Here is a 17,244-nt window from a genome sequence, read left to right as displayed (position 1 = left end):
GATCTTCGGTTTTTTATTAAATCGCTAGCCTCATGGCTGAATCCCGCTCACGTTCCCTTATGTCGAATCCCGGCATGATGGGTTCTGGGGATGCAGCTTTGCAGGCTTTAAAAGTACCACCGCATTCTGTAGAAGCCGAGCAATCTTTGCTCGGCGGTTTACTGATCGATAACACAGCCTGGGATCGCCTGGGTGGCGTGTTAACTGATAAAGACTTCTATCGTCCTGAACATGCTCTGATTTATAAGGTCATTCAGCGTTTAGTTGGCGACAATCATCCTGCTGACGTCATTACTGTTCATGAGGCTGTTAAGTCCGAACAGGGTGGTGACTTAGTTGGGATTGATTACCTTAATTCATTAGCGCAAAGCACTCCAAGTGCAGCGAACATTAAAGGCTATGCCGACATTGTTCGTGATCGCAGCATTCTGCGTCGCTTAATTGAAGTCTCTGACAATATTGTGAACTCTGCATTTGTTCCAGAAGGTCGTTCTGTAAGAACGCTCTTGGATGAGGCAGAGTCACGCATTCTACAAATTGGTGAAGAAGGTAGTCGCAAAGCCGATTACCTCGAGATCGAACCATTACTGAAAACCGTTGTCGCTCGTATTGATGAGCTTTATAACCGTCAAGGTGGCAGTGACATCACCGGAATTGCAACTGGCTTCATTGATCTAGATAAACAAACCAGCGGCCTACAAAAAGGCGACTTGGTGATTGTTGCTGGAAGACCTTCGATGGGTAAAGCGCAGCCACTGGATGCTAAAGTAAAAACAGTTGACGGATGGAAATTGATGGGCGACTTACGTTTTGGTGATCGCCTTGCTTCTGTGGATGGTCAACATTCCATGGTAACCGGAGTCTATCCGCAAGGCACTAAACAGATTTACAAAGTCACATTCTCTGATGGTCGTGAAGCTGAGTGCTGTGATGAGCATCTGTGGCGTGTCATGTATCGCGATTGGGGTGCGCCCAAAGTCATTAATACTGTGCGTTTAATGGAAATGCTTTCTTGTGTTCGCTACAAGAACCGGCTGTGGATAGATCCTGTTTCTGGAGATTTCGGCCACTCAAATACATTGCCAATAAACCCTTGGGTTTTAGGTGCTTTGCTTGGTGACGGAACTTTAGCCCTATCTCATAAGAGCGTTTCATTCTCGACTAAGTCTCCCGAGCTGATTGAGCGCATGAATGCCTTAGCTGGCTATGAGATGGAGTTGGTTCATGCCAGCGCATATGACTGGAGATTGGTCTCCAAATCTAGAATCGCCGCTAATGGCCAACGTCAGTCTGTGCCAACAAATTACTTCCGCTCTGCCCTGCAAGATATAGGCGTTCTCGGTTGCAGAAGTTTTGATAAATACATTCCCGCTACCTATCTTGAAGCCAACAAGACTTCCCGTCTCGCGCTGTTTCAGGGTTTGATGGACACGAATGGTTGGATTGAGAAGTGGGGCTCTATTCGTTTTTGTACTGCAAGTAAGCAACTATCAGAAGATGTAGCTTCTTTGGCTAGATCATTAGGCGGCTTTTGCTCAATCGCTCAAAAACAGTCAAGCTACACTTACAAAGGCCAGAAGAAGCAGGGTCGTTTGGCTTACGTTTTAAATATGAGTTTTGCTCCTGGCTTCCAGGCATTTACTTTGCCTGAAAAGAAGGAAAGACTCAGATCAACGTGGGATCGCCAACGAAGACTTACCTTTAAAAGTATCGAGCCATCCAGAGTGACTGAGGCTCAATGCATCTCGGTTAGTCACCCAGACAGAACCTATGTAACTAATGATTACGTAGTGACCCACAATACTGCATTTGCGCTCAATATCGCCGAGAACGTTGCATTGGCTGAGGGCTTGCCAGTCGTTATCTTCTCAATGGAGATGTCGGGTGAGCAATTAGCAGCTCGTTTGCTGGGTTCAGTAGGACGCGTTGACCAAAGTCGTATGCGTACCGGTAAGCTGCAAGATGACGAGTGGCCACGTGTTACTGATGCCATTGCCCGCCTTAGTAATACCCAAATTTTGATTGATGAGACAGGTGCCTTATCAAGCTTGGAGCTACGTGCCCGTGCGCGTCGTATTGCCCGTAATTTTGGTGGAACACTTGGCCTCGTTGTGATTGATTACTTGCAGTTAATGAGTGGCTCTGGTTCTGAGAATCGTGCGACTGAGATTTCAGAGATCTCACGTTCTCTCAAATCGCTCGCAAAAGAATTGCAGTGCCCAGTGGTTGCCCTATCACAGTTAAATCGTGGCCTTGAGCAACGCCCTAACAAGCGCCCAATCATGTCAGACTTGCGAGAGTCAGGCGCGATCGAGCAAGATGCCGACTTAATTATGTTTATCTACCGTGATGAGGTATATCACCCAGATACGACCCAAGACAAAGGCATGGCAGAGATCATTATCGGCAAACAGCGTAACGGGCCAATCGGTACTGTGCGCTTAAGCTGGCAAGGTCCTTATACCAAGTTTGATAACTTGGCGATGGGATCAGTTGGCTACTCCTCTGGTGGGTATGAGCCGTTCTAATTCTTAAGAAAAAAACTGAAGCCAATAAGTAATAACAGATAAGAATAAAAAAAGCCTCGCATTGCGAGGCTTCTTAACTTGATCCGAAAGGTATTTATTTACCGCCTTCACACTTCTTAATGGATGCAGTTTTAGCAGCGCCATATAGCGGCTTGCCGTCTTTGCTTACTGCTTTAGCTTCGCAATCATTGGGCTTGGCATCACCCATACATTTCTTAATAGATGCGTCTTTAGCTGCGCCGTAGAGTGGCTTACCTTCTTTGCTGACTGCTTTGGCTTCACAGGCTGCTTGATCTGCAAAAGCAAAAGATGGAATTGCAAAGCTGAATGCAATGCTTAAAGCGATGATGATTTTCTTCATACGAGCCACTCCCAAATGAGTAATCTAAAGAACCAATTGTTCTGCTTGCTAATGTAAACAATATTTAGGATTTTGGGAATACGGTGTGATGCTATCAGCTGCAAGGCTAATGATTAAGGTGTTAATCTTCTAGCCTCAGTAAACCTTGCTGCCCAATAGGGAGCAGTAATGTACTCTAAGCGTACAGTTCCACCAGCGCTTGGGGCATGCACAAATCTGCCTTGACCGACATAAATGCCTGCATGCGAGTACTTTGTGCCAGTAGTATTGAAGAACACCAGGTCGCCAGGTGCAGGTGGGCCATTATCTACACTTTGACCTCGATTGCTCATCTCCTGAACAGTCCTTGGTAGCTTGATGTTCGCAGACTTGTTGTAGACATAAGCAATTAAGCCACTGCAATCAAACCCCCCGTTGGGATTATTGCCACCATAGCGATAGGGTACGCCCACCAAACCTATTGCGGCAATCGAGATATCTTCAGTACCCACGCTAGTATCTTGTTTGAATTGGGTAACTTTAGCCGCATTATTCTTTGAGCCAAAACTGCTGCAACCCGACAGTATTGCTAGGGTGCAAATAAAAATGCCGCACCCTATCAGAGTGCGGCATGAGAGAGTTTGATTAGAGTGCGTCAGCAGCATGATCCGCAAGACGGGAGCGCTCACCGCGAGCCAGGGTCACATGTCCACCATGACGCCAGCCTTTGAAGCGATCCACCACATAAGTTAGGCCTGAAGAGCCTTCAGTTAAGTAAGGTGTGTCGATCTGAGCAATATTACCTAAACAAATAATCTTGGTTCCTGGGCCTGCACGAGTCACCAAGGTTTTCATTTGCTTTGGAGTTAAATTCTGCGCTTCATCAATAATCACAAACTTGCTGACAAAAGTTCTGCCGCGCATGAAGTTCATACTCTTTACTTTAATGCGTGAACGAATCAATTCTTGTGTGGCAGCACGACCCCATTCACCAGCGCTGCCGTCTTCGTTACGTTGTAGCACCTCAAGGTTGTCGTCAAATGCACCCATCCAAGGCTGCATCTTCTCTTCTTCAGTACCCGGTAAAAAGCCAATATCTTCACCTACAGGAACAGTAGCTCGGGTGATGATGATCTCGTTATAGCGCTTACTATCTAGCACTTGCTCCAGGCCGGCAGCTAAGGCCAGCAAGGTTTTACCGGTACCCGCTTGACCTAATAATGTTACAAAATCTACGTCAGGATTCATGAGCAGATTCATGGCAAAGTTCTGCTCGCGATTGCGTGCGGTCACACTCCATACATTATTTTTCTGATGAGAGAAGTCTCTCAGGGTTTGTAGGAGGGCGGTCTTGCCGTTGATCTCTTTGACTTGTGCGTAGAAGGGTGTTGAGCCATCGGGGTTTTCTTGATAGACAAACTGATTTACTAACATGCCGAGAACTGAAGGGCCGGTTACGCGATAAAACATTGTTCCAGATTTACCGTCAGCCCAGCTCTCCATGTCTTTGCCATGCTTTGGCCAAAAGTCTGCTGGTAATGCCATGACTCCGGAATACATTAAGTCGCGATCTTCTAAGACCTGGTCGTTGAAGTAATCTTCAGCAGGCAAACCCAGAGCGCGCGCCTTAATGCGCATATTGATATCTTTAGATACCAGAACAACTTCCTGACCTTTACGTGTCTTTTGTAGCTCGCTTACTACTGCCAAGATGAGGTTATCGCCCTTACCTTCAGGCAAGCCCTCTGGTAGTGCTTGGGTAGTGAGCTTTGTCTGGAAAAAAAGTCGACCAGATACGTCTTGATTGCCAAGCTTACTAAGGGGAATACCATCGTCTAATGTGCCGCTGGTACCGGCTACTAATTGATCTAAGGAGCGGCTTACTGTACGGGCGTTACGAGCAACCTCCGTCATGCCCTTCTTATGGTTATCCAGCTCCTCAAGAGTAGTCATCGGCAAGAAGAGATCATGCTCGGAGAAGCGAAACAGAGAGCTTGGATCATGCATCAATACATTGGTATCTAAGACGAATAGACTCGGAGGACCCGTACGATTAATGCGCTTTGGTTTTTCGGGAACATTCGCTATCTTGTTATCACTACGCCCACTACGCACAACTACTGGAGTGTGATCACTTTTGATTTTCTCGAGCACTACTTCAGCATCAGAAAGATCTTCCTCTACATCTGCTGCCCAATCTGGCGCATGGCTTTCCATCACAACAGTTTTTGCTGGCGCAGGACGTTTCTTTAAATCCGGGGTGTCCTTACTATTAACTTTTACTTGGCCAGCAATTTGAGTTGGGATTGGGGGCAATGGCATGCAGACTCTCCTAAAAGAAAAAACCGTCAAGCGGGTTGCATTGACGGCTCATAACGAAACTGGGTGTAAAGCAAACTGTAAAACAGCGGGGGTTGTTTACCAAGCCTGCTCTTAAGTATTCAGGCTGATGAGTCAAACGGATTGTGAGACTTTCCCGTCGTTTACGGTGCATAAGAGCTACTTTACCCCAAATTTACGGCTTTGCAAGTGCCCCAGATTAAATTAATTTAAAAATTATTTGGTTGCTTGAGCTGCTTGTAATACCTCTGTCACATGTCCGGGAATCTTAAGGCCACGCCACTCTTTAACTAGCTTGCCCGAAGAGTCAAACAGGAAGGTGCTGCGTTCGACGCCACGAACTTGCTTGCCATACATGTTCTTCATTTTCATGACGCCAAAAAGCTGACATAGGGTTTCTTCGGTGTCGGCAACGAGTTCGAATGGCAGCTCTAGTTTGCTTCGGAAATTATCGTGAGATTTGAGGCTATCTCGAGATACACCAACGATCAAAGTATTGGCTTTGGTGAAGGCATCAATGTTGTCCCGAAACTCACCAGACTCGGCGGTGCAACCCGGAGTCATATCTTTTGGATAAAAGTAGACAACCAATTTTTTGCCTTTGGCTGAGTCTGGGGTAAAGGTCAATCCTGATGTTGCCGGGATTGCACATTGGGGCATTGATTTACCAATTTCTACTGTCATGATAGGACTCTCTTATTGAACTTGATGTATTACGTATTCTGACGCTACTTAAACTGCTTGCAAAATGAGTTCGCCACTTCGGTTGGGGATTTCCCCCCAGGAGACTGGCTGTACAGCTATTTTATCCAGTTGCTTGGTGGCTGCCCAGGATTGATGCAGCTCCCCCATAGTAACTAGGTCGTGACCTTGGTTTAGCCACCCAATTAGCAATTGCTCAAAGGCGGGTAAAAGCTTTTGACCTTCTAGCTCTGCATGCAGAGTAAATACCTGGTCATTTGGATTGCTTTGGGTGATCTCTAGGAGCTTCTTTACAGCAGCAAATTCATCGGCATCATCAATTCCAATCAGCTCATCAAAAGTTGGTAAGGTAGTTGGATATTGAACATGTTTTGCTTTGCCAGAAGGCAAGTCAAAACGATAAGGCATCAAGTTAGGTTCAGCCCTGCCATCGGAAGAATATTGAATACCCCATTGGTCAAGTTGCTCAAAGGCTGCCTCATTCATTTGCCAGCCAGCAGCGCCATAAGTGACTGGTGAGTGACCAAAGATCTCTACAAAACGATCCCAGCTTTTTTGCATCTGTGCTTTAGTCCATTGGGCATCGCGATGACGCACAGCATCTTGCCAAGCTACGTGATCCCAAGTGTGAATGCCAGTCTCATGACCAGCCGCATCTATGGCGCGCATTTCAGCGGCAGCTTGTTTGCCAATATCCGGACCAGGAAGAAGAACACCGTAGAGCAAAGTCTTAATTCCGTAGTGTTCAACAACGGAGGTGCGACTCACTTTCTTAAGAAAGCCTGGCCTAAAGACCCGCTTGAGTGCCCAGCCAGTGTGGTCAGGGCCTAGGCTAAATAGGAAGGTGGCTTTCAGGCCAAAGCGCTCAAGCGTACGCGCTAGGTTGGGGACGCCTTCTTTGGTCCCGCGCAGAGTATCAACATCTACCTTGAGTGCAATCTTGGCCATGAAGCTCTAAATGTACTTTCGCTTATTCTTTGTCAACTAAATGACGTGCGTTTTCTACATCATGGCGATAGGCTTCGAAAATATTCTTCAGCGCATCACTCATATTAATAGTCGGCTTCCAGCCTAATTCAGTCATCGTGTTATCAATTGCAGGTACACGGTTCTGAACATCCTGATAGCCTTCGCCGTAGTAAGCGCCAGAAGTAGTTTCTACAATCTTTACTTCATTCGCCATCTTTGCATATTCTGGAATGCTACGGGCGATATCCAGCATCTGATTGGCGAGCTCACGAATAGAGTGATTATTCTTTGGATTACCAATGTTGTAGATCTTGCCGTCAGCAATGCCATCTTTATTGTCGATGATGCGCATCAAGGCGTCGATACCATCATCAATATAAGTAAAGGCACGTTTTTGCGCGCCACCATCAACTACGTTGATGGGTTCGCCGCGAACGATATGACCTAAGAACTGAGTAACTACACGGGAAGAGCCTTCTTTTGGTGTGTAGATACTATCAAGTCCAGGGCCAATCCAGTTAAATGGACGAAAGAGGGTGAAGCGCAAACCTTCCATGCCATAACCCCAGATTACGCGATCCATCAATTGTTTAGAGCAGGCATAGATCCAGCGTGGCTTGTTGATTGGGCCGTAAACCATATTGGATTTGGCCGGATCAAACTCACTATCTTCACACATGCCATAAACCTCGGATGTGGATGGGAAGACCAAATGCTTTTTGTATTTAACTGCTGAGCGCACGATTGGTAAGTTAGCTTCGAAGTCGAGCTCAAATACTTTTAATGGCTGCTGAACATATGTTGCTGGCGTCGCAATCGCTACTAAGGGTAGGATGACATCACATTTACGGATATGGTATTCAACCCATTCTTTATTAATGGTGATGTCACCTTCAAAAAAATGCATGCGAGGATGACTCACTAAATCACCAAGACGATCATTTTGCATATCCATGCCATAGACATGCCAATCAGTTGTCTCTAGGATGCGCTTTGAAAGGTGATGGCCAATAAAGCCATTTACGCCAAGAATGAGTACTTTTTTCATCTTTACTGCCTCGTTTTTAATCTAAAGAGTGCTACTTGTAATTTGTTAGCTATTTGCTGGGAACCAGTCCAGTATCGCTACCGCTTTTTGGTCACCACAAACGCCGAATACCTGATTATCAACCACTTGGATGCCGGGAGCCTGAAGATCTAGCTCTCTCGGAAATGGGCCTTCTAGGCTGGTCCGAGCCACAATTCTGCGCTGACCTTGCCAGTCTGTAAAAGCGCCTGGATAAGGGGGTGCAACGGCTCTGACGAGGTTATGAACCTGCTGAGCAGTCTGATGCCACAGAATTTGTCCATCGGCAGGCTTGCGGCCCCCAAAATAGCTTCCCTGAGCCAGATTATTGGGTTTTCTAGGGATGCGGCCTTGAATAAGCTCGGGTAGAGCCTGGTTGATTACCGTGATGGCTGCCCGGCTGACTTTGCCAAAGACATCGGTGGCAGTTTCGTTGGGTCCAATCGAAACGGCTGACTGTCCCACAATGTCACCCGCATCCGGCTTAACTTCCATCATGTGCAATGTTGCGCCTGTTTCTGTTGCACCCTGCAAGATAGCCCAATTAACAGGTGCCCGCCCACGGAACTTTGGCAGCAATGAGCCGTGCATATTCAAGGCACCAATCTTGGCGCAGGCCAAGAGTTCTGCCGGAATCATGTGGCGGTAGTAAAAGGAAAAAAGGTAATCAGGTGTTAGTTTTTGAAGTTGCGGTATGAGCTCCATCAGCTGATTCGCATTTGGAGTGATGTAAGGAATCTGTTGATCCTCACACAGTTTCGAAACGCTCCCGAACCAAATATTCTCATTGGGATCATCTTGATGGGTAACTACTAGATCAATCTGAATGCCTGCACCCAGTAATGCCTTAAGGCAGTTAACGCCAACATCATGATAAGCAAAGACGACTGCGTGCAATTATTTTTTCTCTAAGACAGTTTGCACAACATAGCGTGGACGCTCGCGAACTTGTTGGTAGATGCGGCCGATGTACTCACCGAGTAGACCAAGACCAAATAGCATCACGCCAATCAGGAAGAAGGTGAGAGCGAAGAGGGTGAACACCCCTTCAACCTCAGCGCCGAGCACAAAGCGGCGAACCAGAAGGTAGATAAACAGACTGCCCGCAGCCATTGCCAGCAACATGCCCAGGATCGAGAAAATCTGCAAAGGCATGACGGAAAAGCCGGTCACTAAGTCAAAGTTCAAGCGAATGAGTTGATAGAGGCTGTATTTTGACTCACCAGCAAAACGCTCTTCATGTTTGACGGTAATTTCAGTTGGGTTGGATGCGAATGTATAAGCCAGTGCCGGAATAAAGGTGTTGCTTTCATCGCACTGACGTACGAGATCAACAATACGTCGGCTATAGCCACGCAGCATGCATCCTTGATCAGTCATCGTAATACGAGTAATTTTTTGGCGCAAATGATTCATTGCACGTGAAGCAAATTTTCTGAAGAAGCTATCGCGACGATTGGCGCGAATAGTGCCAACGTAGTCATGACCTTTTAGTAATTCATTTACCAATGCATCGATTTCTTCCGGGGGATTCTGCAAGTCAGCATCGAGGGTGATGATGTATTCGCCGCGGGAGTATTCAAAGCCAGCCATGATCGCCATATGCTGACCAAAGTTGCTATGAAATAACACCGCACGTGTGACATCAGGGCGCAGTTCAACTTGCTTTGCCAAGATGCCGGCGGATCGATCCTTGCTGCCATCATTCACAAACACCACTTCATAAGCAATGTTGCGCTTACTGGCCATGACATCTAGCGCAGGATAAAGGCGATCAAAGAGGGCTTGCAGGCCGTCTTCCTCGTTATAAACGGGAATGACAATGCTGAGCGTTGGATTGCAGGCTTGGGTAGCTAAATTTGCAGTCATGCTGCAATTTTGCCTGATTCCGTTCTCTGCCCTAGTTTTTACGATGTTTCTTCAGAATTCCAGTCAAACCCTTGGCTATACGGCCAATATCTTCATCTGCCATGCCTGGAAAAAGGGGGAGAGTCAAAATAGAGCGGCCAATACGCCTTGCCACGGGAGTCGCTTCTACTTGATACCCCAGCTTTTGATAAAGCGTAAATCCAGTAATCAAAGGGTAGTGAACGCCAGTACCAATACCCAGATCTTTGAGTTCAGACATCACCTGCGCGCGATCCACATTTAATTGCTCAAGCGGCAGCACAACTTGAAACATGTGCCAGTTACTGTCGGTGAAGTTCTCCACGGGCAGTTCTAGATTGAGATTTTCTAAGCCGTGAGATTTCATTTCACTTCGAATCGCATCAAAGTACATTCTGGCCAAAGCACCTCTGCGCGCCTGAAACGCTGGCAACTGCTTGAGTTGATGCAGACCAATGACTGCATTCACATCAGTCAAATTATCTTTGCCACCCAGTACATCCACATCCATTCCATCCATGCCTTGGCGTGTGAGACCTTGAAGGCGAAACTTCTCTGCGAGCTTTGCTTCATCAGTATTGTTAAAAACAAGACAGCCGCCTTCAACAGTGGATAAGTTTTTGTTTGCCTGAAAACTAAAACTCACAAGGTCACCAATACTCCCAATCTTTTGACCTTTCCACTGCGACCCAAATGCTTGCGCTGCATCTTCAATCACACGTAGCTTGTATTGCTTAGCCAAGCCATATAGTTGATCCATATTTACAGGTAGCCCAGCTAAATAGACTGGCATGATGGCTCGAGTCTTTGGCGTAATGGCTGCAGCTATTTGGTTTAAATCAATGTTACGTGTAATGGGGTCAATATCTACAAATACGGGTGTTGCACCCACACTCAGAATCACATTCGAAGTGGCCACCCAAGAAATCGGTGTAGTGATGACTTCATCGCCAGGACCAATATCAGCAACCTGCAGGGCTATTTTCATTGTGGCTGTGCCGTTAGCAAAGCAACGTACAGGGCGACCGCCAAAATAGTCACTCAAGGTGGCCTCGAACTCAGCTAACTTGGGACCTGAGGTAACCCAACCAGAACGCAAAACCTCGGCAACCGCATCAATTGTTTCTTGATTGAAGTGTGGGCGCGTAAAAGGAATGAAGGGAGGGGTGTTTTCAGTAGTTGACATGGCGAACCTTAAAAACTTATTGGGCGGAGCTACTTTGTGAATCTGGGTGTTTAACTATCACGCGCCGAGAATCTCTGCCCACTTCTTGCATGGGGACATTGAGTTTCTGCAGCTCGATGTATTGCTCTGGAACCATCAAGGCATAAGCAGTTTGATCTTCTTTCCAGCGTTCGATAAACGCATCTAAGGTAGGTAGCCACAACTCAGGTTCTTGCTGGGCGCCAAACTTCAACTCATCTAAAAATTCCACCATTGTCATAGTTCTGCCGAGATAGAACGGCACTGTGTGATCTAGAATTCTGACGGAATAAAAGTTCACTTTTTCCGGAATGCCTAGTTTCACTTTCTCGACTAGATCAATACCTGATACAGCACGTCCCAGAGTTTCATGGCCCGTTCCGGCAATGATCGCGCAGAGAAAAAAGCCGCAAGCAAAGCTGGTAATGCTACTTAGGCCATTACGTTTGCTTTGCAGGAGCGTCAGGAGGCTAAATGTAATTAGGGCAATCAGCGCGGCAATTATCCAATAGAGGTATTGCGCATAAGACTCGATTTCATCAGGCCTGGCTTGTTTGTCGACTTCGCCTAAAAAGAAAAAGCCAATACCACCCAAGATTGCAAAAAAGAGCGCTTGTAATTTCCAAGGCAATGCGAGTGAGTTGCTTAAACCCAGATTGCGATCTAAGCGGTGACCAACAAGCAATGCTAGCGCTGGAAAGACGGGGATGATGTATCCGGGTAATTTCGATTGGGATACGCTAAAAAATCCCATGATGACTGCAAACCAACAGGTAAGTAACCATCCGCTAGAGAACTCTCGATTACGCTCTCGCCAGGCCTGAGCAAGCGCTTCAGGAGTTTGCGCAATCCATGGCAAAAAGCCAATTAGTAAAAGTGGTATGAAGTAATAAATCGGACCAGTGCGGCTATGGGCTGTTTGCGTAAATCGTTGTAGGTGTTCATGAATAAAAAAGAACTCCAGAAACTCAGGATTGCGTTGGGCCACCAGGACAAACCATGGCGCAGTGATCGCTAAAAATAAAATTGTGCCGCTAATGATGTGCAGTCGTTTCCAGATTTTCCAGTCCCACGCAGTAATCGAATAAACAGCAAATACCATGCCGGGGATCGCAAGCCCAATAACACCTTTGGATAGGGTCGCTAAGGCCATGAAGGCCCAGCAGGCCCACATCCACCCTCTGGTATCACTCGAGTTACGAGAGGTTTGTGCCAACAAAAGACTACATAGTGCTGCAACCAAAAATGCCGACAATCCCATGTCGAGTGAGTTGATGTGTCCACCAATCACCCACATTGGGCTCGAGGCTAAAGCGATGGCAGCTAAGCAGCCTGCTCGCGGGCTGTAGATGCGTGCACCAGTGAATCCAATAAATACGATTGTTAGAAATCCAGTAAGCGCAGTCCATAAGCGCGCTTGCCAATCACCAATGCCAAAAAGACTAAAGGCCGTAGCGGTAGCCCAAATTTGTAAAGGGGGTTTTTCAAAATACTTATAACCGTTGTAGCGTGGGGTTACCCAATCTCCGGTGACGAGCATTTCACGGGCAATCTCGGCATAACGTCCCTCATCTGATGGAATGAGGTGACGGTAATTTAAGGTGCCAAACCAAAGCAAGGCATAGATCAAGACCAGAACCAAAATAGTTGCTGGGTTGAGGGCGCTTGACTGCCGAATTTGGCCAAACTGCATTAGACGGCTTCCACAATCAGGGCGAGCAGGACTTGACGGCCCTCGCCCACAAGAATGTTGTAGGTGCGACAAGCCGCCTGAGAATCCATTACTTCAAAGCCGATCTTGGCCTCTATAAGGGTCTTTAGTAACTCAGGCTTTGGGAAGCGCTGGCGTTTGCCGGTGCCAATAATGATTAATTCAGGCTTAAGGGAAGCCATTTGAGCGAAATCTGATGAACTCAGCTCTTCAAAGGACTTGATTGCCCATTCCAAGATTTCACCGTCAGAACTCAGTAAAACCGCGTGACTGTAAGGGATCTTATTGATCTCGATGTAGCCATCGCCGTAACCGGTGATTGTATTGGCTCCGGAATGGGGGTCAGATTGAAGCTTCACATGGACTCTCTGTCATAATTGTGATGATTATAGCTAGCTGTTTTTTCCTAGATTTCAAGAACTTATCCTTTAATTTATTGTGAAACCGATCCTAAAGTCCGAAAAACTCAATCACGTCTGTTATGACATTCGTGGACCCGTGCTGGAACTCGCGCAGCGCATGGAGGAAGAGGGCCACAAAATCATCAAACTCAACATCGGCAATGTGGGTGTTTTTGGCTTTGATCCTCCAGAAGAGATTCAGTTGGACATGATCCGTAATTTGGGTAATGCCTCAGCGTACTCCGATTCCAAAGGAATTTTTGCCGCTCGTAAAGCCATCATGCAATATTGCCAGGAAAAGGGTATCCAGGGAGTTAGTTTGGATGACATCTATACCGGTAATGGGGTTTCTGAATTAATTGTTCTTGCAATGAATGCATTGCTTAACAACGGTGATGAAGTATTGGTACCAGCCCCAGATTACCCCTTATGGACTGCTGCAGTGAGTCTATCTGGCGGCACCCCAATTCATTACTTGTGTGATGAGTCTAAAGAGTGGGCGCCAGATTTGGCCGATCTGCGTAAAAAGATTACACCGCGCACTAAAGCGATTGTAGTAATCAACCCGAATAATCCAACAGGCGCTATTTATTCCAAAGAAGTGTTGACAGAGTTAACTTCAATTGCGCGTGAGCATGACTTAATTTTGTTCGCTGACGAGATTTACGACAAGATGCTATACGACCAAGAGAAGCATGTCTCTTTGGCATCCCTGTCAACTGATGTAGTTACTATCACCTTCAATGGTTTATCCAAAAACTATCGCTCTTGCGGCTACCGTGCTGGCTGGATGGTAGTTTCTGGGGATAAAGAGATGATTCGCGATTACATCGAGGGTCTCAATATGTTGTCCTCAATGCGCCTGTGCGCCAACGTGCCAGGCCAGTATGCTATTCAGACAGCTCTGGGCGGCTATCAAAGTATTAATGACCTGGTGGCTGAAGGTGGCCGCTTGGCGAAACAGCGCGACCTCGCCTGGAAACTCATTACTGAAATCCCAGGTGTGACTTGCGTGAAGCCAAAATCTGCTTTGTACTTATTTCCAAAACTCGATTCCGAGATGTACCCGATTGAAGATGATCAGCAATTTGTTGCCGACCTTCTCAAGGAAGAAAAAGTATTGTTGGTACAAGGCTCTGGTTTTAATTGGATCAAGTCAGATCACTTCCGCGTAGTGTTCCTACCTCATGAAGATGTGCTGAAAGAGGCTATTGGTCGTCTTGCACGCTTCCTAGAGCGTTATCGTCAAAAACATAGTCGTAAAGTAAATAATTCGACTAATTCAATAGCAGCAAAGGCATCATGAAACCGATTCAAGTTGGTCTATTAGGTATTGGCACTGTAGGTGGTGGTGTATTTACTGTTCTCGAACGCAACCAAGATGAAATTACCCGTCGTGCTGGTCGCGGTATTCGTATTAATACGGTTGCCGATCTCAATGTAGAGCGTGCTAAAGAGCTAGTAAAAGACCGTGCACAAGTTGTGAGTGATGCACGTGCTGTGATTAACAACCCTGAGATTGATATCGTTGTTGAATTGATCGGTGGTTACGGCATTGCTAAAGATTTAGTGCTCGAGGCCATTGCTGCTGGTAAACATGTAGTTACAGCCAATAAGGCTTTGATCGCGGTGCATGGCAATGAGATTTTTAAAGCTGCCCACGAAAAGGGTGTGATGGTCGCCTTTGAAGCGGCTGTTGCTGGCGGCATTCCAATTATTAAAGCGCTGCGTGAAGGTTTAACTGCAAACCGCATCGAATGGATCGCTGGCATCATCAACGGCACAACCAATTTTATTCTTTCTGAGATGCGCGACAAAGGCTTAGACTTTGCGACGGTCTTGAAAGAAGCCCAGCGTTTGGGCTATGCAGAGGCAGATCCGACATTTGATATTGAAGGTGTAGATGCCGCCCATAAAGCAACCATCATGAGCGCAATTGCATTTGGTATTCCAATGCAGTTTGACAAGGCGCACATTGAAGGCATTACTAAGTTAGATGCTATCGACATTAAATATGCCGAGCAGTTGGGTTATCGCATCAAGTTGCTCGGTATTGCTAAGAAGACAAGTACTGGCGTTGAGTTGCGTGTGCACCCAACCTTGATTCCGACTAAGCGTTTAATTGCAAACGTGGAAGGCGCCATGAATGCCGTTCAGGTATTTGGTGATGCTGTAGGTACTACGCTGTACTACGGTAAAGGGGCAGGCTCAGAGCCAACTGCCTCTGCTGTGATTGCAGACTTAGTAGACATCACACGTTTATTGGGTGCAAGCCCAGAGAGCCGGGTTCCTTACTTAGCGTTTCAGCCAGATGCAGTGCGTGACATCACTGTATTACCCATGGGTGAAATTACCACCAGTTACTACTTACGTTTGCGCGTAGCGGATCAAGCTGGAGTGTTAGCAGATATTACTAAGATCTTGGCAGCTCACAGCATCTCGATCGATGCTCTCTTGCAAAAAGAAGCTGACGAAGGCGAAAGTCAAACCGACTTGGTCGCGCTCACCCATGAGACCAAAGAAAAGCATATGCTCGCAGCAATTGGGGAAATTCAGAATCTGAAAACTGTTGCTGGTGAAGTAGTGAAGATCCGCTTAGAAAATCTGTCCTAATACAAATACATGCGTTACCAATCCACCCGGGGTAATAGCCCACAGCAATCCTTTTTAGAAATTCTGCTTGGCGGATTAGCGCCAGACGGCGGCTTATATCTGCCGACAGAGTACCCGCAAGTCACTAAAGCGCAGTTAGACGCTTGGCGTGGCCTGCCCTATGCCGATCTCGCTTATGAGGTCTTAAGTCTTTATTGCGACGACATTCCTGAGGTAGATCTGCGTACTCTATTGCGTAAGACTTACACGGAGCAGGTCTACTGCAATGGCCGCAAGGAAGATAACGCTAAAGACATCACGCCATTGCATTGGTTGGGTGAAGAGCAAGGCACACGTATTGGTTTGCTTAGTTTGTCTAATGGACCCACATTGGCATTTAAAGATATGGCGATGCAGTTCCTAGGCAATCTCTTTGAATACGCCTTAAAAAAGAATGGTCAAAAACTCAATATTTTGGGCGCGACATCCGGAGATACTGGAAGTGCTGCTGAATACGCAATGCGTGGCAAAGAAGGTGTAAAGGTATTTATGCTTTCACCACGCGGCAAGATGAGCTCGTTCCAGTCTGCCCAAATGTATTCTCTGCAAGATCCTAATATCTTTAACTTAGCAGTTGCTGGTGTGTTTGACGATTGCCAAGATATTGTTAAAGCGGTGAGTAACGACCATAGGTTTAAAGCGAATCACCAAATTGGTACCGTCAACTCCATCAACTGGGGTCGTGTTGTTGCTCAGGTGGTCTATTACTTCCAGGGTTATTTGCTGGCTACAAAATCTAGCGATGAAAAAGTGTCATTCACTGTGCCCTCCGGCAACTTTGGCAATATCTGTGCTGGCCATATTGCCCGCATGATGGGTTTGCCAATTGCGCATTTGATTGCTGCCACGAATGAGAATGATGTTCTCGACGAGTTCTTCCGCACCGGCGTCTATCGGGCACGTAAGTCTGCTGAAACTCTGCATACCTCTAGTCCGTCTATGGATATTTCTAAGGCGAGCAACTTTGAGCGCTTTGTATTTGATTTCATGGGCAAGGACGGCAAAGCTACTGCAGCTATGTTCAAACAAGTTGATCAAGCTGGTGGCTTTGATATTTCTAAAGACGCTGTCTTTAAAGACCTTGCGCAGTACGGATTTCAATCTGGCCGCAGTAACCATGACAATCGCCTAGAAACGATTCGTAATGTTGATGCGCAGTATGGCGTGATGATTGATACACATACAGCAGATGGTGTGAAGGTTGCACGCGAACACTTGCAGGCAGGCATTCCAATGATTGTGTTGGAAACTGCTTTGCCTATTAAGTTTGAAGAAACGATTGAAATAGCATTGGGGCGTCCAGCAGAATGCCCACCAGCATTTAAAGACATCAAGTCAAAGCCACAGCGCGTTGAAAATATCGATGCCGATGTCGATCAAGTCAAAAACTTCATTACTGCCCACACCAACTAAATCAGAAATCAATTGCCATGACTAAGCCTCC

Annotated in this window: 15 protein-coding genes; 4 read left to right on the top strand and 11 right to left on the bottom strand. The window is 46.6% G+C overall.

Annotated features, from left to right (window positions below):
- Positions 1–32: 32 nt before the first annotated feature.
- Entirely contained in the window at positions 33–2,528 is a 2,496-nt protein-coding gene (gene dnaB / locus C2758_RS07715; protein ID WP_371817693.1) for a replicative DNA helicase, read from the top strand.
- A gap of 94 nt (positions 2,529–2,622) precedes the next feature.
- On the opposite strand, the gene C2758_RS07710 is transcribed toward dnaB, so the two are convergent.
- The 11 genes from C2758_RS07710 to C2758_RS07660 form a co-directional block, all read right to left on the bottom strand.
- Entirely contained in the window at positions 2,623–2,889 is a 267-nt protein-coding gene (locus C2758_RS07710) for a hypothetical protein (RefSeq protein ID WP_215327661.1), read from the bottom strand.
- Between the two features lie 113 nt (positions 2,890–3,002).
- Complete coding sequence (locus C2758_RS07705; protein WP_215327660.1) at positions 3,003–3,533, bottom strand: C40 family peptidase; 531 nt, start codon at positions 3,531–3,533, stop codon at positions 3,003–3,005.
- Positions 3,514–5,190, bottom strand: coding sequence for a PhoH family protein (locus C2758_RS07700; RefSeq protein ID WP_215327659.1), 1,677 nt, complete (start codon positions 5,188–5,190; stop codon positions 3,514–3,516). Before C2758_RS07700 ends, C2758_RS07705 begins: the two co-directional genes overlap by 20 nt.
- A 234-nt stretch (positions 5,191–5,424) precedes the next feature.
- Positions 5,425–5,892: a peroxiredoxin gene (locus C2758_RS07695; RefSeq protein WP_215327658.1), complete on the bottom strand. Its 468-nt coding sequence runs from the start codon at positions 5,890–5,892 to the stop codon at positions 5,425–5,427.
- A gap of 48 nt (positions 5,893–5,940) precedes the next feature.
- A complete protein-coding gene (locus tag C2758_RS07690) occupies positions 5,941–6,858 on the bottom strand; it encodes a polysaccharide deacetylase family protein (RefSeq protein ID WP_215327657.1) in 918 nt (305 codons plus the stop codon).
- A gap of 22 nt (positions 6,859–6,880) precedes the next feature.
- A complete protein-coding gene (locus C2758_RS07685; protein ID WP_215327656.1) occupies positions 6,881–7,927 on the bottom strand; it encodes a bifunctional UDP-4-keto-pentose/UDP-xylose synthase in 1,047 nt (348 codons plus the stop codon).
- Positions 7,928–7,972: 45 nt separating this feature from the next.
- Positions 7,973–8,842 carry a formyltransferase gene (locus C2758_RS07680; RefSeq protein ID WP_215327655.1) on the bottom strand — a complete coding sequence of 290 codons (870 nt, stop codon included), beginning with the start codon at positions 8,840–8,842 and terminating at the stop codon, positions 7,973–7,975.
- Positions 8,843–9,814 (bottom strand): glycosyltransferase, encoded by a 972-nt coding sequence (locus C2758_RS07675; protein WP_215327654.1) that lies wholly within the window; start codon positions 9,812–9,814, stop codon positions 8,843–8,845.
- A 31-nt stretch (positions 9,815–9,845) separates the two neighbouring features.
- The gene (locus C2758_RS07670) at positions 9,846–11,018 is read right to left on the bottom strand and encodes a DegT/DnrJ/EryC1/StrS aminotransferase family protein (RefSeq protein WP_215327653.1); all 1,173 of its coding nucleotides are present in this window, start codon (positions 11,016–11,018) and stop codon (positions 9,846–9,848) included.
- 16 nt (positions 11,019–11,034) lie between these two features.
- Positions 11,035–12,729, bottom strand: a complete 1,695-nt coding sequence (locus tag C2758_RS07665; RefSeq protein WP_215327652.1) for a glycosyltransferase family 39 protein — start codon at positions 12,727–12,729, stop codon at positions 11,035–11,037.
- A complete protein-coding gene (locus tag C2758_RS07660; protein ID WP_215327651.1) occupies positions 12,729–13,106 on the bottom strand; it encodes an Mth938-like domain-containing protein in 378 nt (125 codons plus the stop codon). Before C2758_RS07660 ends, C2758_RS07665 begins: the two co-directional genes overlap by 1 nt.
- Positions 13,107–13,185: 79 nt before the next feature.
- On the opposite strand from C2758_RS07660, the gene C2758_RS07655 reads away from it, so the two are divergent.
- The 3 genes from C2758_RS07655 to thrC are packed head-to-tail and all read left to right on the top strand — an operon-like array spanning position 13,186 to position 17,213.
- Positions 13,186–14,454: a pyridoxal phosphate-dependent aminotransferase gene (locus tag C2758_RS07655; protein WP_215327650.1), complete on the top strand. Its 1,269-nt coding sequence runs from the start codon at positions 13,186–13,188 to the stop codon at positions 14,452–14,454.
- Complete coding sequence (locus C2758_RS07650; RefSeq protein WP_215327649.1) at positions 14,451–15,761, top strand: homoserine dehydrogenase; 1,311 nt, start codon at positions 14,451–14,453, stop codon at positions 15,759–15,761. The genes C2758_RS07655 and C2758_RS07650 overlap by 4 nt, the downstream gene beginning before the upstream one ends.
- A 9-nt stretch (positions 15,762–15,770) precedes the next feature.
- A complete protein-coding gene (gene thrC / locus C2758_RS07645) occupies positions 15,771–17,213 on the top strand; it encodes a threonine synthase (protein ID WP_215327648.1) in 1,443 nt (480 codons plus the stop codon).
- Positions 17,214–17,244: the final 31 nt, after the last annotated feature.

This window comes from Polynucleobacter sp. AP-Sving-400A-A2 (assembly GCF_018688155.1).
Classification (GTDB): Bacteria; Pseudomonadota; Gammaproteobacteria; order Burkholderiales; family Burkholderiaceae; genus Polynucleobacter.
This window is presented reverse-complemented; position numbering and strand designations above follow the sequence as displayed.